The sequence below is a fragment of the Iningainema tapete BLCC-T55 genome, from assembly GCF_014698965.1.
Taxonomy (GTDB): Bacteria; Cyanobacteriota; Cyanobacteriia; order Cyanobacteriales; family Nostocaceae; genus Iningainema; species Iningainema tapete.
This window is the reverse complement of record NZ_JACXAE010000078.1, coordinates 33,027-54,363: the sequence shown is the minus strand read 5'-3', so window position 1 is coordinate 54,363 and position 21,337 is coordinate 33,027. Positions and strand designations below refer to the sequence as shown.

The 21,337-nt window shown below is 41.4% G+C and carries 18 protein-coding genes; 10 read left to right on the top strand and 8 right to left on the bottom strand.

What is annotated here, in order from left to right; all coding sequences use genetic code 11:
• Window positions 1-47 precede the first annotated feature (47 nt).
• The 3 genes from sppA to ICL16_RS25560 form a co-directional block, all read right to left on the bottom strand.
• Window positions 48-1,883 carry a signal peptide peptidase SppA gene (gene sppA, locus ICL16_RS25570; protein WP_190833591.1) on the bottom strand — a complete coding sequence of 612 codons (1,836 nt, stop codon included), beginning with the start codon at window positions 1,881-1,883 and terminating at the stop codon, window positions 48-50.
• Between the two features lie 91 nt (window positions 1,884-1,974).
• Window positions 1,975-3,024, bottom strand: a complete 1,050-nt coding sequence (fni, locus tag ICL16_RS25565) for a type 2 isopentenyl-diphosphate Delta-isomerase (RefSeq protein WP_190833589.1) — start codon at window positions 3,022-3,024, stop codon at window positions 1,975-1,977.
• Between the two features lie 142 nt (window positions 3,025-3,166).
• Window positions 3,167-4,303 (bottom strand): glycosyltransferase, encoded by a 1,137-nt coding sequence (locus ICL16_RS25560; protein ID WP_190833587.1) that lies wholly within the window; start codon window positions 4,301-4,303, stop codon window positions 3,167-3,169.
• Between the two features lie 113 nt (window positions 4,304-4,416).
• On the opposite strand from ICL16_RS25560, the gene ICL16_RS25555 reads away from it, so the two are divergent.
• On the top strand, window positions 4,417-5,715 hold the full coding sequence (locus ICL16_RS25555) for a cation:proton antiporter (protein WP_190833585.1): 1,299 nt from the start codon (window positions 4,417-4,419) through the stop codon (window positions 5,713-5,715).
• Window positions 5,716-5,789: 74 nt separating this feature from the next.
• Here the strand turns inward: ICL16_RS25555 and ICL16_RS25550 are convergent, their stop codons facing one another.
• The 3 genes from ICL16_RS25550 to crtO all read right to left on the bottom strand — a co-directional run bounded on the left by ICL16_RS25550 (window position 5,790) and on the right by crtO (window position 9,375).
• Window positions 5,790-6,155 (bottom strand): hypothetical protein, encoded by a 366-nt coding sequence (locus ICL16_RS25550; RefSeq protein ID WP_238360953.1) that lies wholly within the window; start codon window positions 6,153-6,155, stop codon window positions 5,790-5,792.
• Window positions 6,156-6,411: 256 nt separating this feature from the next.
• On the bottom strand, window positions 6,412-7,503 hold the full coding sequence (locus ICL16_RS25545; RefSeq protein WP_190833581.1) for a saccharopine dehydrogenase family protein: 1,092 nt from the start codon (window positions 7,501-7,503) through the stop codon (window positions 6,412-6,414).
• A gap of 177 nt (window positions 7,504-7,680) precedes the next feature.
• Window positions 7,681-9,375: a beta-carotene ketolase CrtO gene (crtO, locus tag ICL16_RS25540; RefSeq protein WP_190833579.1), complete on the bottom strand. Its 1,695-nt coding sequence runs from the start codon at window positions 9,373-9,375 to the stop codon at window positions 7,681-7,683.
• A gap of 443 nt (window positions 9,376-9,818) precedes the next feature.
• Here crtO and ICL16_RS25535 point away from each other — a divergent pair, with 443 nt between their 5' ends.
• The 5 genes from ICL16_RS25535 to ICL16_RS25515 all read left to right on the top strand — a co-directional run bounded on the left by ICL16_RS25535 (window position 9,819) and on the right by ICL16_RS25515 (window position 14,062).
• On the top strand, window positions 9,819-10,418 hold the full coding sequence (locus ICL16_RS25535) for a TetR/AcrR family transcriptional regulator (RefSeq protein WP_190833577.1): 600 nt from the start codon (window positions 9,819-9,821) through the stop codon (window positions 10,416-10,418).
• A gap of 84 nt (window positions 10,419-10,502) precedes the next feature.
• Window positions 10,503-11,261, top strand: a complete 759-nt coding sequence (locus ICL16_RS25530) for a glutathione S-transferase family protein (protein ID WP_190833575.1) — start codon at window positions 10,503-10,505, stop codon at window positions 11,259-11,261.
• Window positions 11,262-11,334: 73 nt separating this feature from the next.
• Window positions 11,335-11,997 carry a glutathione S-transferase N-terminal domain-containing protein gene (locus tag ICL16_RS25525; protein WP_190833573.1) on the top strand — a complete coding sequence of 221 codons (663 nt, stop codon included), beginning with the start codon at window positions 11,335-11,337 and terminating at the stop codon, window positions 11,995-11,997.
• Between the two features lie 69 nt (window positions 11,998-12,066).
• Window positions 12,067-12,924, top strand: a complete 858-nt coding sequence (locus tag ICL16_RS25520; RefSeq protein WP_202895722.1) for a hypothetical protein — start codon at window positions 12,067-12,069, stop codon at window positions 12,922-12,924.
• 454 nt (window positions 12,925-13,378) lie between these two features.
• On the top strand, window positions 13,379-14,062 hold the full coding sequence (locus ICL16_RS25515) for a PEP-CTERM sorting domain-containing protein (RefSeq protein ID WP_190833571.1): 684 nt from the start codon (window positions 13,379-13,381) through the stop codon (window positions 14,060-14,062).
• A 310-nt stretch (window positions 14,063-14,372) separates the two neighbouring features.
• Here the strand turns inward: ICL16_RS25515 and ICL16_RS46915 are convergent, their stop codons facing one another.
• Window positions 14,373-14,501, bottom strand: a complete 129-nt coding sequence (locus tag ICL16_RS46915; protein WP_273039456.1) for a hypothetical protein — start codon at window positions 14,499-14,501, stop codon at window positions 14,373-14,375.
• A gap of 26 nt (window positions 14,502-14,527) precedes the next feature.
• Between ICL16_RS46915 and ICL16_RS25510 the strand changes: the two genes are divergently transcribed.
• The 3 genes from ICL16_RS25510 (at window position 14,528) to atpC (ending at window position 17,383) form a co-directional block, all read left to right on the top strand.
• Window positions 14,528-15,199, top strand: coding sequence for a PEP-CTERM sorting domain-containing protein (locus ICL16_RS25510; RefSeq protein ID WP_190833569.1), 672 nt, complete (start codon window positions 14,528-14,530; stop codon window positions 15,197-15,199).
• A gap of 240 nt (window positions 15,200-15,439) precedes the next feature.
• Complete coding sequence (gene atpD, locus ICL16_RS25505; RefSeq protein ID WP_190833567.1) at window positions 15,440-16,888, top strand: F0F1 ATP synthase subunit beta; 1,449 nt, start codon at window positions 15,440-15,442, stop codon at window positions 16,886-16,888.
• A gap of 81 nt (window positions 16,889-16,969) precedes the next feature.
• Window positions 16,970-17,383 carry an ATP synthase F1 subunit epsilon gene (atpC, locus tag ICL16_RS25500; protein ID WP_190833565.1) on the top strand — a complete coding sequence of 138 codons (414 nt, stop codon included), beginning with the start codon at window positions 16,970-16,972 and terminating at the stop codon, window positions 17,381-17,383.
• 109 nt (window positions 17,384-17,492) lie between these two features.
• Here the strand turns inward: atpC and ICL16_RS25495 are convergent, their stop codons facing one another.
• Window positions 17,493-17,942, bottom strand: a complete 450-nt coding sequence (locus tag ICL16_RS25495; protein ID WP_190833563.1) for a Spy/CpxP family protein refolding chaperone — start codon at window positions 17,940-17,942, stop codon at window positions 17,493-17,495.
• A gap of 300 nt (window positions 17,943-18,242) precedes the next feature.
• Here ICL16_RS25495 and ICL16_RS25490 point away from each other — a divergent pair, with 300 nt between their 5' ends.
• The gene (locus ICL16_RS25490; protein ID WP_190833561.1) at window positions 18,243-21,329 is read left to right on the top strand and encodes an EAL domain-containing protein; all 3,087 of its coding nucleotides are present in this window, start codon (window positions 18,243-18,245) and stop codon (window positions 21,327-21,329) included.
• Window positions 21,330-21,337 lie beyond the last annotated feature (8 nt).

The following is a 21,337-nucleotide window of genomic DNA, read 5'->3' as shown; positions in this document are numbered from 1 at the left end:
ACTTTACACGCAGATTGTTTTGTTGTCAGTAGTTTTTTGGTGTATTTTCACTCAATCTTTATATTAAAGGGTAAGCGAGCGTACACACCTAGTGGGTCGTTCATTTGACGTAAGATGGCTATTTCTTGTTGCAGTTTTTGCAATTCTGCTGTTAAAGGATCGGCTGGTTTTGGTTGTGTCGGTTCAAAGCCTAAAATAGTAAAAGCCTCCCGTGCTGCCCGCCCAAATAGACGTTCTGTAAAAGTGCCAGATCTAGGATACTCCTGTAGTTGCCAATTGTCTCCTAAATTCGCCTGTTTAGCAGCATATTCAATTGCCGCATTTAAACCGCCAATTTCGTCCACTAAACCAATCTGCTTTGCTGCTGTACCAGACCAAACTCTTCCTTGGGCAATTTCTGCAACTCTTTGTTGTGGGAGTTTGCGACCTTGTGCTACCTTATCCAAAAACATATTGTATATCTTATTGACAGAGTTTTGGTAAATTGCCAACTCTTGGGGAGATTTAGGACGAGAAACTGTTTGAGTATCAGCATAACGTCCTGTTTTGACTACATCCCAAGTGATGCCGTTGTCATTTGCCAGTTTCTGAGCATTAAATAGCAACCCAAATACACCAATGGAACCGGTAATTGTATTTGGCTCAGCAAAAATTCGGTTGGAGTCGCTAGCAATCCAGTAACCCCCAGAGGCGGCGTAGTCACCCATTGAGACAACAACTGGTTTTACTTGACGAGTTAAGCGCACTTCTCGCTGCATCACTTCCGCTGCTGTGGCGCTACCACCGGGGCTGTTGATTCGGAGTACAACCGCTTTGACATCTTTATCTTGCCGGATACGCCGAATAATTCTAGCAAAACGATCGCCTCCTATTTCGCCATCTTCCCCTTGCCCATCGACAATTGCACCTTCGGCATAGACAACCGCAATGTGATTTTTTGACTCTCGCTCCATCCCAAAGGATTTACCAGGAACTTCTGCATAGTTGGCAAGACTGATTTGAGAGAAAGTTCTCTTGTCTGGTTTTGTATCTGTTAACTTTTTCAAGTCAGCAACTACTTCGTCAAAATACCCAACTTTATCTACTAAGCCGCTGGCTTTAGCTTGTGGTGCGAGTAATCTAGCTTGATTATCGGCGATCGCTTGCAATTTTTGCGGATTAATTTTGCGACTATATCCTACATCTTGACGCCACTGTGTCCAAACATCATTAAATAATTTCTGAGTTTGGGCGCGGTTTTCTGGACTTAGTTTATCAAGTACATAGGGTTCCACCGCTCCCTTGAATTTACCCACCCGTACAACTTGAACACCTATACCGTACTTATCAAATGCTCCTTTGAGGAACATTGGTTGTGTGCCTAATCCATTAATTTCCATTTCCCCTACAGGATTTACCACAACGGTATCTGCTACCGAACTCAGATAATAATCCCGTTCACCCCACTCCATCCCATAAGCAACAATCTTTTTCCCAGATGAGCGAAACTTCTCCAACGCTTGGCGCACTTCTTTGAGCGTCGCAAAGCCCGCTAAATTATTAGCTCCTGATGAGTTACTGCCATCTAAGTAAATACCGACTATTCGCTTGTCCCGCCGTGCTTTTTCTATAGTCTCCACCACGGTACGAAGTGACATTTTGTCTTCTTCTTCACTCGATAGTGCTTTGCGAAATAAGTCGCTAGAAGTTGGCTTACCATCAGTAATGTTCATGGATAAGTCAAAAACCAGCACTGACTTATCTTTTACGGTTGGAGTTGTATCTCTTGAAGCTGCAGCAAATAGTAGCAAGAACAGTCCAGTAGTGCCGATCGCACTAAAAAGAATTAGTCCTAGTAAGCTGCCGATTAAACTCGCTATACTTTGTTTGATAAAATCACGCATAATGTTTATTTTGTCATTTTTTATTTTTCATCGTAGAGACGTTCCGCCGGAACGTCTCTACATTTGTCAACCGTATTTTTTGGTATATTACCTATTGTATGCGCTGTAATGCTCCAGAATGCTTTAGTTGTTTTAGTGTAGCGTTACCAGTGCAAAATAGCACTGTGGTAATTTCGGCAATTAAAATTTCTACTAGTTCGTAGACTGCGGTAACAGATTCTGCCGCCGCTTGTAAAAAAGGCATTGCCAAACCTGCTAAATCTGCACCTAATGCGATCGCCTTTGCTGCATCCAGCCCATGACGCAATCCTCCCGATGCAATTAAAGGAACATCAGGATACTCAGCACGAATACTCGCAATACATTCGGCTGTTGGCAAACCCCAATCGGCAAAAGTCCTGCCTAGACGGCGCTGCATGGCATTTTCTGCCCGTTCGCTTTCCACCTTTGCCCAAGAAGTACCACCAGCACCTGCCACATCAATTGCCCTCACCCCAGCAGCAATTAGTTTCTCAGCCATAGCCGCTGAAATACCATTGCCCACTTCTTTGGCAATCACCGGCACTGGTAATTTATGGCATAAATCAGCTATTTTGTCAAGCAATTTATAAAAATTTACATCACCGCGTGGTTGAATCGACTCTTGCAGCGGATTGAGGTGCAAAATCAAGGCATCAGCTTCGAGAATATCAATTATATTCTGGCATTCTTCTACACTATAGTTATAGTTAAGTTGAACAGCGCCCAAGTTAGCAAACAAAAGCACATCAGGAGCGTACTGGCGCACAGCAAAGGTACTAGCGATTTGGGGTTTTTCCACCGCCACCCGCTGAGAACCCACACCCATTGCGATTTTATAGTGTTGAGCCACTTTCGCCAAACGATGGTTAAGAATTCCTGCCTGCTCCGTTCCCCCAGTCATGGAAGAAATTAGCAGCGGTGCGCTCAGATGTTTTCCCAAGAAATTTGCGCTAATGTCAATATCATCGCGGTTAAGCTCAGGTAAACAACAATGAGTAAAGCGATAGCGTTCCAATCCATTGGTAGTTTGGTGAAATTGAACATCTTCTTCCAAACAGATACGGATGTGATCCGCTTTACGAGACTGAGTGGTAGCCGAAGGGTTTGTAGGGGTGTTCACAATAAAGGCTCTCCAGTTGTATTGATTACCATTTTCTCAGTCTCAGACCTTTTGTGGAAGGGATTGGGGATTGGGGATTGGCGATTGGCGATTAGGGAAGAAGTTTCTTGCCCAGTACCCAGATTCCATCAACGCCCCTACTCTACTCCTTAGGTTGCGAAACCCGTAGCCGGGGTACTTGGGGCTTAGCTACCAACTCTCGCCACAAATTCTCGTAACGCTTCACCATTTGTTCAACAGTAAAGTTTCGCTGTGCGATTTCCCTACCACACTTACCAAAGCGATCGCGCAGTGCTTTATCATCTCTTAGACGACGTAGTGCGACTGTGAATGCTTCAACATCATCTTTATCCACAAGAAACCCAGTTTCATCATCTTTGACAGCTTCGGGAATGCTACCCACACTGGTAGCAACTACAGGAAGACTCGCTAACATCGCTTCAACTACCGCTAACGGAAAACCTTCTGAGCGAGATGGCATGGCAAAGATATCAAATTCTGGCAGATGGACGCGGGGATTGTCTACCCACCCAGGTAAGAAAACTCGCTCTTTCACCCCTAACTCAGTTGCTAGTTTCTCCAACGCAACTCGCTGCTCACCCTCGCCCAGAATCACTACTCGCACTCCTTCTAATTGTGCGATCGCTCGAATTAAGATATCATGACCCTTCATTGCATCCAGTCTACCGACGCTACCAATAGTGATTCCCCCTTGGGGGGGTTCTCCTTGCCCCCCGATATTCGGGGGGTTGGGGGGTTCAGGTACACAATTAGGTATAGAAATTACTGTACCCCGTCCCAAAGCGTAAAAATCCTCCATGCGCCTAGCACTTGCTTCTCCAACTGCAACATGAGCATCAACTCGTAGAGACAACGCCCTAGTACGCCATAACTTAACAGCATCAGTAGTACGTAGTGGTAGTTGATCAACTCGTACCACACGCGCATTTGGTAAAGTCAGTGCTGCAAACAAACCTGTTGCACATTCCCAAGGCGTACATATATTAATATGTACCACGTCGGGTCGTAGTTGATGCATAACTTGAAGGTGCGCTGTTAAAGATTGGATTCCTTTTGCTGGTAATACCACCCGTGATACTTTTGGTTTTTGGTGTGCGATTACACTGTGGGTACTGCCAAAAGCGATCGCATCCACTACTTTTTCGCAAGTACCGACTACAGTAATCTCAATTTCATCTGTAACCTGAGTTACTAAGTGTCCGAGGCTAATTTCTGCGCCTCCAATCCCAGCCGAATCGGTATAGGCGACTATGCGCATGATTAATTACAGGTAATTTAAAATATATTATCAAATCTATCGCAAGGTGATTTAGCGCTCTATAGATTGTAAGTAAACTCTTAGTGACACTTTAATTTTTTATATGCATTGCTATGGTAGATATTTATATTATTAAACTATTAGTCATTGGTTTACTCTTACTAGCTGTTACTTTAGGCTCCGGTTGGATTGCCCGTTTGCCTTTTTCTTTTGCCCTGATCTACCTATTGGTAGGCATTTTATTAGGTCCTTACGGTTTTGAATTAATTCAATTTCGTAAAGAAGGTGTGTTTAATGCCGATTTACTAGAACGAATCACAGAATTTGTAGTGATTGTTTCTGTCTTTAGTTGCGGTTTGAAAATTGTACGTCCACTCAAATTTTGGGCTTGGGATATCACAGCGCGGCTAATTGGATTTTTAATGCCAATTTCAATTTTTGGTATTGCAATTGTGGGCAAATTATTTTTAGGTATGGATTGGGGAGCGGCTATTTTATTAGGAGCAATTCTTGCGCCTACAGATCCAGTACTTGCTTCAGAAGTTCAACTAACTGATACAAACGATCAAGATGAGTTGCGCTTTGGTTTAACATCAGAAGGCGGGTTAAATGATGCTTTAGCCTTTCCCTTCGTTTATTTTGGTATTAATGCTTTAAAAGATAATAATTGGGACAATTGGTTTAAACAATGGGTTACTGTTAGTTTAATTTGGGAAATTGTTGCTGCCATCGGGATGGGAATTATTGTTGCAAAAGCTATTGTTTGGATTGATAAAAAAGTTCAAAAACGTCGTCATTCTGATGAAGCAATGGAAGATTTTGTGGCGATCGGCATAATTTTACTAACTTATTCTCTCACAGAAATTGTCAATGGCTATGGATTTTTAGCAGTATTTGTTGCTGGGTTAGTTGCTCAGCGAAGTTACTCAAATCCCGAAAAGCCACTAGAACAACTGGAATTTCTAGAGCGAATGGAAAAGCTGATGGAAATCGGGACAATTTTATTGTTAGGTTCAATTTTATTATTTCAACCGATGTTTCAATATGCTACCCAATCTTTACTAGTTATATTCTCACTGTTCTTGATTATCCGTCCTGTAGGAGCATGGATTAGTACAATTGGTAAACGTTCTCCCGACTCAAGTCGTCAGATTATGCGAATGCCCACCCGTTTGTTATTTGGCTGGTTTGGTATTCGTGGTGTTGGCTCTATCTATTATCTTGCCTACGCTTATGGTAATGGCTTAAAAGGTCAACTGGGTGAGCAAATTGGCTGGATAACTTACACTACTATTGTAGCTTCTGTAATTGTACATGGAATTAGTTCAACTCCATTAATGAACTGGTATGAACGCAGGATAGCTAAACATAAAGATGCTACTCCTCCAGCTACAGTTGATGAATTTGAGTAGGGGAGTAGGGGAGTTGGGGAGAATTAAAGTTGATTTTCTCCCTCATCTCCCTCATCTCCCTCTCTCCCCCACTCTTACTTGCCTGTCACATCTTCAATCAATTCTTGAGCCTTCTCAATAATATTTGGCTCTTGATTTTCAAGCTTAGAAGCCTTCACATTCCTTTCATAAGCCTTTTCTAGAGTTTGCGGAGTTTCAGAATCTTTTATTGCTTGTTCATAAGCCTTTTGTCGTTGTTCTTCTCTAAAACCAGCGGCTTGATTGTATTCGTAAGCACGATCAATTTTTTCTTGAGGTGTCAGTTGATTAGTGGCTGATGTCACTGCAAAACTAGGTTGTTGAAAAGAAAATACAGTTGACAGGCTCATGAAAACCATCAAACACACAATGAAAATGGTTTGGCAAAATACTTGCTTTAAACTGGATAAAATTAGTTGCATGGAAACCCTCTCCTTCTGTTCTGTTGTCAAACCTCTTTAGACGTATTTATTTAAGTAATTTTTATGACCATTTACTAAATAAATACTTAAGTCCAACTCTGAATTTTATCACAGGATGCACAGACATATTGCCAACCAAGTAGGTGAAGTTAAACATAAAATACACGATTACGTTCGTAGTGAGTGCTTAAGCGCTCAAGACAAAAGTTTTAAGCGCTTAAGCGCTTACTACAAACTTCTCTTTATGCTTTGTTACTTATAACCAATTTTGATTAATCTTTATACCTCGGCTTTGCATCGCAAGTTCAAATAAATCACTTGGGAGTGCTTGTTCTACAGTCCAAACTCCTGGTTTATTAAGTTTGCCCTCTAATAATAATTGGGCAATACTACCTGTACCACAGCCAGAAGCTACTGCTGTATTATCATGTACTAAAGTTGAACAATAAACTGCTGTTTGACCATCTTTAAGCCCAGTAACTTCAGAACGAACTGCTACACCAATACCACTAAATGGATTGGTTACATCTGTCATAAAATGGCTAACATGTGCTAAAAATTCAATCGCATTTCGCTGCCGCATTAGCCACTTAGGAAAAATGTTCGCGGCAATCCACGTCATATGGTTGTAAAAATCTGGAACTGAACCAAACTTGGTGATGACGGTTTTTACTTGTGGAAAGGCGTCGGGTAGGGTGAAAGTCTCTGGCATGTCAAACCAGTAAACTCCACTACGTCCGTAGGGAGAGGGAAAATCAACGGCTTCACGCTCTGTATACGGCTTTACTTGCTGCCACTGCCCATCTATCCAACTTTCAAACCTGTGCTGTAAGCCGAGAAAGGTTGTACGCATGACGGTAACACCAGCACCACCAGAACCAGATACCAAATAACTCAAATGAATTTTTTCTGGTACATCAAATTCTTCGACTCCCTGACGTACCATACTGTTAGAAATACCAGGAAATATGCCCGTGTTTACAACCGCCGTAACACCCGCAGCTACGGCAGCATCATGATATTTTAACGCTTTACTTGTAAAAGAACGGTGGTCACTGACATCTAAATAGTGAACTCCTTGTTCAATACAGGTTTTGAGAACATTGGCATCTCTATAGTGAAACGGTCCAGCACAGTGAACTACCAAGTTAGACTCGGCGATCGCCTGCCTTAGTTTCTCAACATCCGCCAAGTCCAACACCAAAAATGACTTGCGCGGATCGCCTGTTTCATTTTGTGGGGTACGTCCGGTGATGGTAACTTGCGCTTGTGTATGCGTGAGAATATCCTGGGCAACACTACTGCCTATCCGCCCCCTTCCGCCAAGAATCAAAACCCGTTCCGTCATTGCTTATAGGATTGACAACAGCATTTTTATTACATCAATTTTTGATTATCTTTGTCATCGGTAATGGGTATGATGTTTACTGCTGAAAAATGAAGACTTAAGGATGAGGAAACCACAGATGAACACAGATGGACACAGATTAATTTATCTGTGTGTATCCCTGTTCATATATGTTTATTATTTACCGTCGAAAACTGACGCCACAGTAGATTTGAGCGAATCTCCTGCTTCTTTAAGTTTCTGCGCTAATGGTTCCTCTTCATGTAAAAATACTCTGGCACAATTTCGACCTGGTAGTCCAGAAATTGAACCACCTGGATGAGTTCCCGCGCCTGTGAGATATAAATTCTCAATTGGGGTTTTATAATTAGCCAATTCTGGTAAGGGACGGAAGCACAACATCTGTTCTAAAGTCATGTCGATATGGTAGTAGTTCCCCTTGTAAGTACCCAAGCGCTCTGCCAACTCGGCTGGGCTTTCCACATGACGGGCAATAATTGAGTGTTTGAGATTTGGAGAATATTCTGCCAGTTTATTAAGCACTCTGTCTGCTACTTTGTTTTTCAGTTCATCCGTCCACCCCGTACCTTTCAAACCCGTACCTTCTGCACCCGCAATTTGATAAGGGGCAAAAAACTCTATCCATAATGTATGCTTACCTGGGGGTGCCATTGTGGGATCGAGTCCGGTGGGCATTACTACATACATTGAAGGGTTTTGATCGGGTATTTTGCCTAGAGTAATCTCACTATGAGCTTGTTCTACATGGTTCATGGAATCTGCTATCAAAATAGAACCAATGAGATACTCATCTTTATGTTGGTGATGTTCAAAGCGCAGCGGTTCGGATAAAGCACAATCTATCTTGAGAATGGTTTCGTTATTGTTGATGATCCGACGTTCTAATCTTTCGCGCAAATTCGCATCGGCGCTATCCACATCGCTGGCATCTATCAGTTGCAAAAACAACCGCTTGGCGTCAAGACTTGAGATGACACCTTTTTTTGCACGATATTCTTTGCCACCTGCAACTCGTACACCAACAGCTTTACCATCATCCACCAACACTTTCTCAACTTTTTGGTCAGTAAGTATGACACCTCCTTCACTTTTCACCATCTTCACCAAAGCTTCACTAAGTGCGCCAGTACCACCGCGTGGGCGTGCCATACCAGGGTTATGGCGCATCGCCATCATCATCGCCCCAAAGGACATTGCTTTTTGGGAAGGTGGCGAACTCAGCTCGGCGGATAATCTCGCCAGGGGTGCTTTCACAAACTCAGAATCAAAATACTCGTTGATATTATCTATTGGACTGCTGAGCAATGTGCGAATTAAATCTAGGGTTGTGTTAGCACCGCCGAGAATGGAAAATAAATCTTGTAGATGTTTCAAACCGTAGCTGCCCGCAATGTCAGCAATTGACTTTGGGGAAGCGTTGAAAAATGGTTTTACTGCTTTGATAAATCTTTGCCAGAACTCAATGTACTCTGCGTATTTTTCGGCATCGCGATCGCTATAGCGAGCAATTTCCGCACAAGTCTTTTCCACAGATTTATGCGCCAAGAAATACTTACCATCGGGATGAGGACAAAATGCCACTGGGTCGCACTCTAGGTATTCTAAGCCATATTTGTATAATTCTAATTCTTGTATTACAGATCCAAGGAAAATAAATAGGTGGTTGATAGCGCAGGGGTTAAATTTAAAACCTGGCGCTTCTTTAGGCATAAGTTCCTCAGTTGTCGCACCGCCACCTGGAACAGAACGTCCCTCTAATAATAGAACGCTGTACCCGGCTTTAAGTAGGTAACCGGCACAAACTAGTCCATTGTGACCCGCGCCGATAATAACAACGTCATACGCTTCCATAATTGTAACTTCGCACAAGGGGTATATTCCCCGATATTAGAAAGCGCTTAAGAAAACTAAATCTTTCGCCAGTAATAAAATATTTATTTACATAAGTAGTTCGACAAAATTAAATTTACTCGTGAAGGCAGGAGTCAGGAGTCAGGAGAAAATTTTGTGTAATTAATTCGGCTGGAGTACTTATCTACGGTTGTTGTAAGCAATATTAGATGATATAAGAGCGGGCAATATGTTCAACTCCACATGGGCTTAGCTGATATCTTGCACCATTCTCAACAAGCCCTAAGAAACCCGGTTCAATAGCGAAAAATCAAGGTTTTGAGTCAGAGTCGTTCTTAAGAAACCGGGTTTCCGACAGGAGTTTTGATCTGAGTTAGGCAAAATGCTTGACTTTTAGCTGCTCTTACAGTTACGATTCAAACCAATCGGTCGGAAACGGATTAATGTCTAAAGGCGAACAAACAAAAGAAAAAATTCTCCAACAAGCAGCAGAACTGTTCAATAAACAGGGATATGCTGGTTCGTCTATTTCCGACATTATGCGGGTAACGGGATTGCAGAAAGGGGGGATTTACAATCACTTTAAAAATAAAGATGAGCTAGCGCTACAAGCTTTTGATTATGCGATCGCCTGCTATCAGCAGCATTATCGAGTCGTATTGCGATCCAAGCGTCATGCAATTGAGCGTCTATTCGCAATTATTGGCGTATTTCGCAGCAACATAGATCATCCACCAGTCAAGGGAGGATGTCCATTGTTGAATACTGCTGTGGAAAGTGATGACTCTCATCCTGCTTTGCAGGAACGCGCTCAAAAGGCAATGAACTCCTGGCGCGACATGATTTGTCGAATTATTGACAAAGGAATACAAAAGGGTGAAATTTGCCCAACTGTTAACGCTGATGAAGTTGCAACTATTATAATTGCAACCCTCGAAGGTGCTGTGATGATGAGCAAGCTCTACGGAGATTCAATTCACATGGAAAGAGTAATCAACCATTTGAATAATTACATTGGAAATCTACGAAAAATAATGTTGTAGAGACGTTCCGGCGGAACGTCTCCAGATTTCAGTGAAAAAAACAGACCGATTGGTTTTAAAAAACCAAAATTCAATTCTTTTCCTATGCAGAAAAAACCCTTCCGTCTCATTACCATTCCTATCAGCCATTACTGCGAAAAAGCACGCTGGGCGCTAACAAAACTGAAAGTTCCTTATGTGGAAGAACCACATATGCCCCCGTTTCATCTATTAGCAACAAGTCGTGTAGGCGGAAAATTGACTCCTGTTTTGATTACGGAAGCTGGTACTTTCACCGATTCTACTGATATTTTGAAATACCTAGACGACATTGCTCCTGCCAACGCCAAACTTTACCCCATCGATCCTAAATTACGCCAAAAAGTAGAAGAACTAGAAGAATTATTCGACGAGCAGCTTGCACCTGCAACACGCCAATGGGGTTATTTTCACATCATGAATAACTCCAAATTAATCCAACAATCATGGTGTAAAGGTGTACCCTTTTTTGAGCGAGCATTTTTTCCCATAGTTTTTCCCACAGTGCGCTCTATGTTACGAAATAGGTTCAACATCACGCCTGAGTCTGCTGCACAAGCATACGAACAAATCAAGAGCATATTTGCTCAAGTTGATGAAATTTTAGCTGATGGACGTGCTTACTTGGTTGGAGATAGTTTGTCTGCTGCTGATATTACCTTTGCGGCACTGGCTGCTCCTGCTGTTGCACCGCCAGAACATCCTTCTGGACGTACCAACTTACAAGAGTTACCACCCAAAATGGTAGCTGAGATTAATGCTTTTCGAGAAACCCCAGCAGGGGCATACGTACTGCGTTTGTATCGTGATAGACACAGAGATTAAAAATAGCCTTGAAAGGGAAAATTTTTTATTCATTAACAGACCAATTGGTCTGATTTATCAGGAGGAATTTTGCGTGTTGAAGTTTTACTACAATCCCCGTTCGCCTATGGCTCGTCGTGTGTGGCGAACCTTATTAGAAAAAGAGATTCCATTTGAGCCGATTTTGATGAGCTTAGATGGCGATCAATTGCAACCAGAGTTTTTGGCAATTAACCCGTTTCATCACGTTCCAGTAATAGTTGATGATGGTTTTCGGCTGTTAGAGTCTTTGGCAATTTTAGACTATTTAGAAACTAAATATCCTACCCCAGCGCTATTACCTAAAGAAACTCAGGCGTTGGCAACGGTTCGGATGGTACAAATGGTGTCTACAAACGAATTACTTCCAAAAGTGATTGCTTTACTTTTTGAAAGTGAAGACTCACCACAATATTTCCAAGCAAAGCAGCATGTAGATGAAGTACTAAAATTTTTCACTGCTACTTTGGGAAATAATTCTTATTTTGGCGGCGAACATTTATCTTTAGCAGATATTGTTGCCGGAACAGATGTATCTTTATTACCTAAATTGGGAGTCAATTTCAATAGTTATCCCAAGCTGAATGATTGGTTTGAGCGTCTGATGCAACGAGATGTATGGCGTAAGACAGAATTGAGCGCAGAAGAATTTGAACAATTTAAGCGAGTTTTGATTAAGCTGCGTAAGCGGAAGTTGAACCGAGAAAATCATCCTTAGTAGGAAAATTTATGTCGAACGAAAATAGTAAGTTATTAGCGATCGCCTGTGCATCAGGAAGTTTCAAAGGTGATGACCGCTCATGGTGTTTTAAGTGCCTTAGAAACAGCAGGAATCAGAGCAGATGCCTATGCTGCTGCTTCTGCCTCAGTTATACCCGCTGGTTGGGCTACCATTGGTAAAGCATCTGAGTTAGGTCTAGACTACTGGTTAGCAGGCTTACAATTTCTCAAGCAACCTGATGTGGGGATGAGCAAAATGGTACTTGGGGGAATTGCACATTTTAGTCCACCAAAAGAGCTACTGTTTGGCACAGAAACACCTGAATATTTTATTGCTACTAGTGCGGTAACAACTCCAGAAGCAGCAAGCGAGACTCAAAGTGAAAAAGCGAGACGTTTAGGGCGACGCTTATTAGTATCTGCGGGGAAAAAAGATCGCAGTTGGGTTATGGAGCATTTGCAGCTAGCTTTATTTAGCACCAGCAACCCCAAAAGTGAATTGCATCTTCATAGCAATAACTTTGATGAAGTCGCTTATGCATCTTCCCGAATGCTTCACGCTTGGGATATTCCAGCTTGGATAGGTGGAAAGCCATACATTGATGCTTCTTACACTTGTTTGTGTCCAGCTATAGAAATGGTAGAGATGGGATATAAGAAAGTGATAGCGATCGCCAACGAACCAGGAACCCTCTATGGGGATATGTTTCAGCTAGAGATTATTCCTGAAAGTTACAAAGGAGTGGATATTCACATTATTAAACCGGATGTAGATCCCAAAGAATTTGGAGTCAATTTTACCGATGCAACAGAAGACGGACTACTTGGTGTTTATCAACATGGAATTGAGAAAGGCAAAGAATTTGCATATTCATCATCTAATAAATTTTTCCTCAGTTCAGTAACTCGGTTAGGTAACTGTTGATATTGTTGACCAAATAATGGATGGAAATATATTTTCCATCCATTCACGCATATTGGTTTCACAAATCAACTACTCCCGTCAGAATATACTTATCTTCTTGTAGCATATCATCTGTGTAGAGTATTAAATTATCGTCGGCTATTCTTCGCCACAGCATTTTGTTCTCCGGCAATATGTTGCTTAAATTACATCTATGTAAATTCTACATTAAGAAAACGCATACTTTTATCAAGTCTTTATAAAAAATTGTTAGCTCATTGCGAAGAAAGTCTTTAACTGTCTTAATTCAAGCTACTTTTTAATCTAAAGTTAATATGTAATTATTCTATGAACCTGTGTATAAAGAATGGGCAAACAAGTATGTCAAGCAGTAAGCTGCATAATGTAATAGTGTGGAAAATACTGATAAACACCTTCTATTACTTTAGGAAACCTTTATAAAGGAAGAGCTTTTATGATTTTTTCTAGTGTAATGAAATTATTCGTGGCGATCGCCGGAACGGCATTTTTCACTATGGGAACAACTGGTACAGCCCATGCTAACACAAATGGTATCAGTCCAATTAGAAATTCAAATTCTCGAGTCAGAGCATTTTCTGCGCCAAGTGAACCATTAACGCCACCAACACTTAACTTGGGCGGAGCTTGGTATGAATTTAGCTTCACAGAAGCGGGTATACCAGCAAGAGGTTGCGCACCAACTGATTCTCTTGGTTTAGGTTGTGCACCAAGTCAAGCAGGAAATTCAGTGTTTGTCGGTGCGCCTGCTTGGGAATTTATTGCTCCTGAAGCTGGGGCTATATTAACAGTAACAGATGCCTTTAGACAAGGCGATATATATGATGTATTCGACTTTGGTAATTTAATTGGTAGCACTTCTGTTGTTATCCCAACTGACGAAACTTGTGGTGATAATCCTGAAACCTGCTTTGCTAATCCAGCGTCAAGTAAAGGAGTATTTAATCTAGCCGCAGGATTGCACTCGATTACAATTACTCCCAGTGTTAGTCCCTTTGGCGCAGGTGCAGCCTATTTCCGTATAGATGAAGCGCCTAAATCTGTACCCGAACCTACTACAATTTTGGGTTTACTTGTAGTAGGTGCTGGTGTTGTCATGAGAAGAAAAGCAATGGTATAGATAGTGCTTTAATTGTCGGTAGTAAAAAATATAACCAATAAATCTGGGATATATTAAGTAATTTACCCAGATTTTATTCTTTGTATTTAGCTGATATTTCTATTCAAAACTCGCTTGTATCTTAGATTTGCCCTGGGATTTATTCTAGTTGAGATTGTAATTATTGTGTGAATTCAGCAATAAACTCTGGCGGACAAATAAATTCAAAACTATGCTTTTAGGTATAGGAGCAGATGCGAGATGCACCAAGATAAACATCTCGCATCTGTCTGAAGAATGAAAATGCTAATAAAAAGCTATTAGTCATTTTTCACAACACTTTTTGTATGCGATGTCTCACGACAAGACGCTGTGCGTCTAGGCTGCGACTGGTTAAACACACCAATAATCGCAACCAATCGAGTGCGATCGCATTCACAACTGTCATCACTTTTAGCATATCACCTTTTTGGAGAAGACTGTTTTATGGGTATCTCAAACTTTGTTAAGCGTTCAACAATTGCATTCGTCGGCGCTCTAAGCGTGATTAGTTTTGCAGGTGCTGCTCCATCATATGCCGGAATTGTCAATGGTGATTTTGAGAGTGGTAATTTAAATGGATGGGGAACGATAGGTAGCGCTTCCATTGAAAATGGAGGAGTTTCACTCTCAGCTAGTGGAGTTAGCGATACAGAGCTAGAAACATTTTTAGGATTAAGTGTAGGAACATTAGATGCTCTTAACAATATTAATGCCACAAATGGTTCTGCCATCAAACAAACGATTACAGCAAATGCGGGAGATACTTTGAGCTTTGATTGGCTATTCCAAGCAAATGATTATGCCCCATATAACGATTTCTCCTTCTTCACGATTGGTTCCATCGGCTCTAAACTTGCCGACGTGTTCCAAGTTGGAAATTACGGACAAACTGCATCTAAAACATCATATACCTTTGATAAAGCAGGAACATACACCGTTGGCTTTGGTGTTGTAAATGCGCTGGATACTGCTGCGTCGCCAACACTGGCGGTTGACAATGTTAAACTATCCTCTGTCGCTGCTGTCCCCGAACCCGCTTCTATGTTGGGTATATTGGCTGTAGGTGCTTTCGGAGTTACCTCCTTACAGAAGCGCAAACAGCAAGCTAAAGCATAAATCACTCATTAACAAACAATAAACATAGCCGTGTCTGCCACCACAGATACGGCATTTTTTATTTTAACTTTACCCAACAAAAATAGACATTAATCTATTTTTCCATAACAACCCTCAGTCTTAAGGATAAATTTAAGCCGAAAAGTGGGTTATTTCAGTGCTAATCTTGAAAATGACATAGCTTAATCTCAAGTCTCATTCGACCTTATCTGAAATATAGCTTGAATCAGTAGGCTCAGCATGGTCTCCACTGCAGAAAAAACAAACGTTGGTTACATTACCCAAATCATTGGTCCGGTTGTAGATGTTAAGTTCGCTACCGGCAAAATGCCTCCAATCTACAATGCCTTGACAATCAAAGGCACAAACGAAGCTGGACAGGAAGTTTCCGTGACTGGCGAAGTACAGCAGCTACTAGGTGACAACCAGGTGCGAGCTGTTGCCATGAGTTCCACTGATGGCTTAGTACGTGGCATGGAAGTCATCGACACTGGCGCTCCAATTAGCGTGCCAGTTGGTAAAGTTACACTAGGTCGGATTTTCAACGTCCTGGGTGAACCAGTAGATAACAAAGGACCTGTAAATAGTGAGGAAAAGTTCCCCATTCACCGTCCTGCGCCTAAACTAACTGAACTGGAAACCAAACCTTCTGTGTTTGAAACTGGGATTAAAGTTGTTGACCTACTAACTCCCTATCGACGTGGTGGTAAAATTGGTTTGTTTGGCGGTGCTGGTGTAGGCAAGACCGTCATCATGATGGAATTGATCAACAACATCGCAACTGAACACGGTGGTGTGTCAGTTTTCGGTGGCGTGGGTGAACGCACTCGCGAGGGTAATGACCTCTACAATGAAATGATTGAATCTGGGGTAATCAACAAAGATAACCTCAACGAGTCGAAAATTGCCCTAGTATACGGTCAAATGAACGAACCACCCGGAGCTAGAATGCGGGTTGGTTTGTCAGCGTTGACTATGGCAGAATACTTCCGGGATGTGAACAAGCAGGACGTGCTGCTATTTATCGATAACATCTTCCGGTTCGTACAAGCAGGTTCGGAAGTGTCGGCTCTATTGGGTAGGATGCCTTCTGCGGTAGGATATCAGCCTACACTAGGAACTGACGTAGGTGCGCTACAAGAGCGGATCACCTCTACTAACGAAGGATCAATTACCTCAATTCAAGCTGTGTACGTACCAGCAGACGACTTGACTGATCCCGCACCTGCGACTACATTCGCTCACTTGGATGGAACAACCGTACTATCTCGTGGTTTGGCATCTAAGGGCATTTATCCGGCAGTAGATCCGCTAGGTTCAACTTCCACCATGTTGCAGCCCAGTATTGTAGGTGAAGAACACTACAACACTGCCCGTGCTGTACAGTCAACTCTTCAGCGTTACAAGGAACTTCAAGATATCATCGCCATTCTTGGTTTGGATGAACTTTCTGAAGAAGACCGTGTTATAGTAGCGCGTGCAAGAAAAGTTGAGCGTTTCTTGTCTCAGCCTTTCTTTGTGGCAGAAGTGTTCACTGGTTCTCCTGGTAAGTACGTGAAGCTGGAAGATACAATCAAAGGCTTCAAAAAGATTCTTGCAGGTGAGTTAGATGATCTGCCAGAGCAAGCTTTCTACATGGTAGGCAGCATTGAAGAAGCCCAAGCAAAAGCGGAAAAACTCAAAGGTTAGTCCTTAGTCCTTAGTCCTTAGTCCTTGGATTAAGGACTTTTGACAAATGACTTTTGACAAATGACAAAGGACAACTGACAAATGACATTAACTGTTCGTGTAATTTCCCCAGATAAAACAGTGTGGGATGCTGAAGCTGAAGAGGTAGTTCTACCCAGCACTACCGGTCAACTAGGTATCCTGAGTGGACACGCGCCACTACTAACAGCTCTGGATACGGGTGTAATGCGAGTACGTTCCAATAAAAATCAAGATTGGTTAGCGATCGCAGTATTGGGTGGTTTTGCTGAAGTTGATCAAGATGAAGTGACAATTTTGGTTAACAGTGCTGAACGCGGCGACAAAATTAACCTTGATGAAGCTCGTAGTGCTTTTAATCAAGCACAAACTCGTCTAAATCAAGTTACACAAGGCGATCGTCTTGGACAAATCCAAGCAACCCAAACATACAAACGCGCCCGCGCTCGGTTCCAAGCTGCAGGTGGATTAGTTTAATTTGAAGAAAAAGGTGGGCGGAGCATGATGCCCACCTTAAATCGGAACCAGACAAACTGAAAAGTTGAGTGTAAGAGCTTTTTCGTAGGGTACAGTCGATAGCCCCTACCTATCCAGGATTACGTTGCTGACGACGCGCCCGTTTCTCTTCCCGAATTTTCTGCCATTGCTGCTTTTGTTCATCAGTCAAAAGTGCCTCAATTTGTTGTTTCTCTGACTGCTTAATTTCCCGCATTCTCGTTTTCTGTTCTTCAGTCAAATTTAGAGAAGAAAAAGCACGTTTACCACCACGCTGACGATTTTGCATAGCGGTTTGAATCTGTTCCCGTTGTTCTGCGGTAAGAATCTTTTCCATTTCTGCACGGCTATTGCGACGAATGGACGCAATTTGTGATTTTTGTGTATCTGTAAGTCCTAGACGCTGCTCGAATTGACCTTTTTGTGGAGGGGCTTGTGCCACTAAGGATGAAGAGGTCGTTTGTGCGTTTACTGCTGGGATGGTGGCAGTTAAACTGAGGGCGATCGCTCCTACAATGAGTGATACATTTTTGAGTTTCATTAATGACCTCGTTACTTTCTCCTGCTTGATGTCACCATCATAGAAATTCTTACTTAACAAGTGTATGCGGAGAAAGTCACAAATACACTATGACTTTTGTCATGGTTTCTCAACTGTAGCAGTATATTTACTTAATTTTCATCCGATGCTAATTCTTGTCTCAGTGAATTTACTTAAGTATAACAAAGCTTTATACTCAAGACAATCAATTAAAAATTTGGTAAAGTTTATAAATGTTGAGAAATATAATGTTGATCAAATTTTCGATGATTCTTCAGTACAGTATTTTTACGTTTATTCATGAATACTATTATTGGCAAAAATTTAACCAAACAGTTCACAGAGTCAAAAGATAGTACAGCAGAAGCATTAAAACAAAGATTATTACAGAGAAATAGTCAAATGAATACTTTTTTGAAGGCATTAACTGCCTCTCGAAATTATGTAGATAAAATGCTTATTTCCATAGTAGATGCCTTGTTTGTTACAACACCATCCGGAAATATCATAACAGTAAATCAAGCAACAATTGATTTATTTGAGTATGACCAAGAGGAATTAATAAATCAGCCAATATCAATGCTGATTGATGATAGAAATTTCTTACTACAATCTCAACAGCACAATCCGCTATCAAATAATAAATTTTTGCAGGATTATGAAGTTGTTTGTCAAACTAAATCAGGAAAAAAGCTGATTGTAGCCTTCTCTGGTTCTGTAATTCAAACTGAAATCAAAGGTTTAGAAAACTTTGTTTATATTGGTAGAGACATTACACAGCGTAAGCGAACCGAACAGCTTCAAAAAGTGGAACATACTACGACACGTATCCTTGCCTCGTCAACCACTCTAGAGTCAGCAACAACAAGAATTTTATCTGCTATCTGTTCTAGTTTAAAGTGGGAAATAGGCGAATTCTGGACTGTGGATCAGCAAGCTAACGTGCTGCGAATAAATTACAGTTGGTATACACCAGAGGGTAATTTCTCAGAGTTTAAATTAGTATCTCAGCAGATTGCATTTTCACCAGGTGTGGGATTACCAGGTAGAGTCTGGGCTAGTGGTGAACCAGCTTGGATTAATGACGTTGTTCATGACTGGAATTTTCTGCGTAAAGAAAGTGCAGCGATTAATAATTTGCATGGTGCTTTTGGTTTTCCGATCTTTTGCGGAAATGAAATCAAAGGAGTGATGACTTTTTTTAGCTGTGAAATTCAAGCAGTTCAGTCAGATTTGTTAACAATGATGACTTTAATTGGTAGTCAGATTGGTCAATTCATTTTACGCTGCCAGGTGGAAGCTGCATTGCGGGAAAGTGAAGAGCGTTTCCAAGCTTTTATGAATAACACCCCTGCTGTAGCTTTTATGAAAGATGCTGAAGGACGTTACGTTTATATCAATAATACTTTAGAAGACAACTTTAACATCAAACTGGCTAATTTGCTAGGAAAAACGGATTTCTATTTTTTACCAGAAGCAACGGCAAAACAACTACGTGAAAATGATAAAAATGTCTTGTCTACAGGCAAAACTGTAGAGTTTGTTGAAACAACTCCCTTACCAGATGGAAGTCTTAAATACTGGTTATCTTTCAAGTTCCCTTTTAAGGATCGTGAAGGACGACAGTTAGTTGGCGGCATGGCTGTTGACATCACCGAGCGAATTACTTTAGAACAAGCGCTGTTGGACGAAAAAGAACTTGCCAAAGAATTAGCTTTTGTGACGTTGCAATCGATTGGAGATGCCGTAATTACAACTGATGCATCTGGGCAAATCACATATCTCAACCCAGTAGCAGAAGAACTTTTAGGTTGGAATATTACAGATGTCGAAGGAATGCCAGTAGGAGAGATATTTAGAGTACTTAACGAAACTACTCGCGAACCTGTAGAAAATCCTGTAGAAAAAGCTCTAGGTTCTGGCAGTATTGTTGCTCTTGCCAAAGACAGTATCCTAATTACTCGTAATGGTAATGAAGTTGCTATTGATGACTCCGTCGCACCAATTCGCGCTAAAGACGGTAAAATTGTAGGTGCTGTGATGGTGTTTCAAGATGTTTCTCATACACGCAATATGGCAAGGCAATTATCTTGGCAGGCAAGTCACGATGCTTTGACTGGATTGTTCAATCGCCGCGAATTTGAAAATCGTTTAGATGGGGCATTAGACAGCGCCAAAACACATGAGCAACAACATGCATTGTTATATCTAGATTTAGATCGATTTAAAATTGTTAACGATACTTGCGGTCATATTGCAGGTGATGAACTATTGTGCCAAATTATCACATTATTTCCTAGCTTAGTACGTTCAACAGATACAATAGCACGTTTAGGCGGAGATGAATTTGGTATCTTGCTGGAAGATTGCCCTTTAGAACCGGCATTGCGAATTGCTAATAAGCTGTTGCAGAGTATTCAACAATTTCGTTTTGTTTGGCAGGAGAAAACTTTTAAGATTGGTGTCAGTATTGGATTAGTTCTACTCAATGCAGACATGCATAGTACGAAAGATGCATTAAGTGCTGCTGATACAGCTTGTTACTTGGCAAAAAACAAAGGACGTAATCGCGTACATATTTATCAAGCTGATGATAGTGAGTTGGCTCAAACTCAAGGTGAAATTCAATGGGTATCTAGAATTACTCAAGCTTTAGAAGAAAATCGTTTTTGCCTTTATTACCAACCAATTGTTTCCACCAAACCAACACAGCCTAATCTAAAATATTATGAAATCCTCCTACGTCTAATTGATGACAAGAACAATGTAGTGTCGCCAATGGCTTTTATTCCCGCTGCGGAACGCTACAATCTGATGCAAGCAATTGATCGTTGGGTAATTAGCACGCTCTTTACTAATTTGAGACAACAAAGAGGAGAAGAATTAGCTGCATGTGTTGAGCAAGACGGTAATTATAATTGTTTGTATGCTGTCAACCTTTCTGGTGCTAGTATCAACGATGAGCAATTTACGGACTTTTTACGCGAACAGTTAACGTTACACCAAATTCCCGCAGGAATTATTTGCTTTGAAATTACCGAGACTTTTGCGATCGCCAACTTAGGAAAAGCTGCTACAATGATTCGCTCACTTAAAGAACTTGGTTGTCGTTTCGCCCTAGACGATTTTGGCAGTGGTATGTCTTCTTTTAGCTATCTCAAAAATTTGCCAGTAGATTATCTCAAGATAGATGGCAGTTTTGTGAAGCATATTGTTGAGGAGCCGATTGATTTGGCAATGGTAGAAGCCATCAATCAAATTGGACATGTGATGGGCATTCAAACTATTGCCGAATTTGTAGAGAATCAAGATATCTTAGAAAAAATCACCTCAATTGGAGTAGATTTTGCCCAAGGTGAAGGTATTGCCAAACCACATCCTTTTTAAACAGGAGT

Bases quoted from the DNA above. Each gene is read 5' to 3' on its own strand.
- sppA (WP_190833591.1), bottom strand. From the start codon at position 1,883: ATGCGTGATTTTATCAAACAAAGTATAGCGAGTTTAATCGGCAGCTTA.
- ICL16_RS25560 (WP_190833587.1), bottom strand. From the start codon at position 4,303: ATGCGCATAGTCGCCTATACCGATTCGGCTGGGATTGGAGGCGCAGAA.
- ICL16_RS25555 (WP_190833585.1), top strand. From the start codon at position 4,417: ATGGTAGATATTTATATTATTAAACTATTAGTCATTGGTTTACTCTTA.
- ICL16_RS25550 (WP_238360953.1), bottom strand. From the start codon at position 6,155: ATGCAACTAATTTTATCCAGTTTAAAGCAAGTATTTTGCCAAACCATT.
- ICL16_RS25545 (WP_190833581.1), bottom strand. From the start codon at position 7,503: ATGACGGAACGGGTTTTGATTCTTGGCGGAAGGGGGCGGATAGGCAGT.
- crtO (WP_190833579.1), bottom strand. From the start codon at position 9,375: ATGGAAGCGTATGACGTTGTTATTATCGGCGCGGGTCACAATGGACTA.
- ICL16_RS25535 (WP_190833577.1), top strand. From the start codon at position 9,819: ATGTCTAAAGGCGAACAAACAAAAGAAAAAATTCTCCAACAAGCAGCA.
- ICL16_RS25530 (WP_190833575.1), top strand. From the start codon at position 10,503: ATGCAGAAAAAACCCTTCCGTCTCATTACCATTCCTATCAGCCATTAC.
- ICL16_RS25515 (WP_190833571.1), top strand. From the start codon at position 13,379: ATGATTTTTTCTAGTGTAATGAAATTATTCGTGGCGATCGCCGGAACG.
- ICL16_RS46915 (WP_273039456.1), bottom strand. From the start codon at position 14,501: ATGCTAAAAGTGATGACAGTTGTGAATGCGATCGCACTCGATTGGTTG.
- ICL16_RS25510 (WP_190833569.1), top strand. From the start codon at position 14,528: ATGGGTATCTCAAACTTTGTTAAGCGTTCAACAATTGCATTCGTCGGC.
- atpD (WP_190833567.1), top strand. From the start codon at position 15,440: ATGGTCTCCACTGCAGAAAAAACAAACGTTGGTTACATTACCCAAATC.
- atpC (WP_190833565.1), top strand. From the start codon at position 16,970: ATGACATTAACTGTTCGTGTAATTTCCCCAGATAAAACAGTGTGGGAT.
- ICL16_RS25495 (WP_190833563.1), bottom strand. From the start codon at position 17,942: ATGAAACTCAAAAATGTATCACTCATTGTAGGAGCGATCGCCCTCAGT.
- ICL16_RS25490 (WP_190833561.1), top strand. From the start codon at position 18,243: ATGAATACTATTATTGGCAAAAATTTAACCAAACAGTTCACAGAGTCA.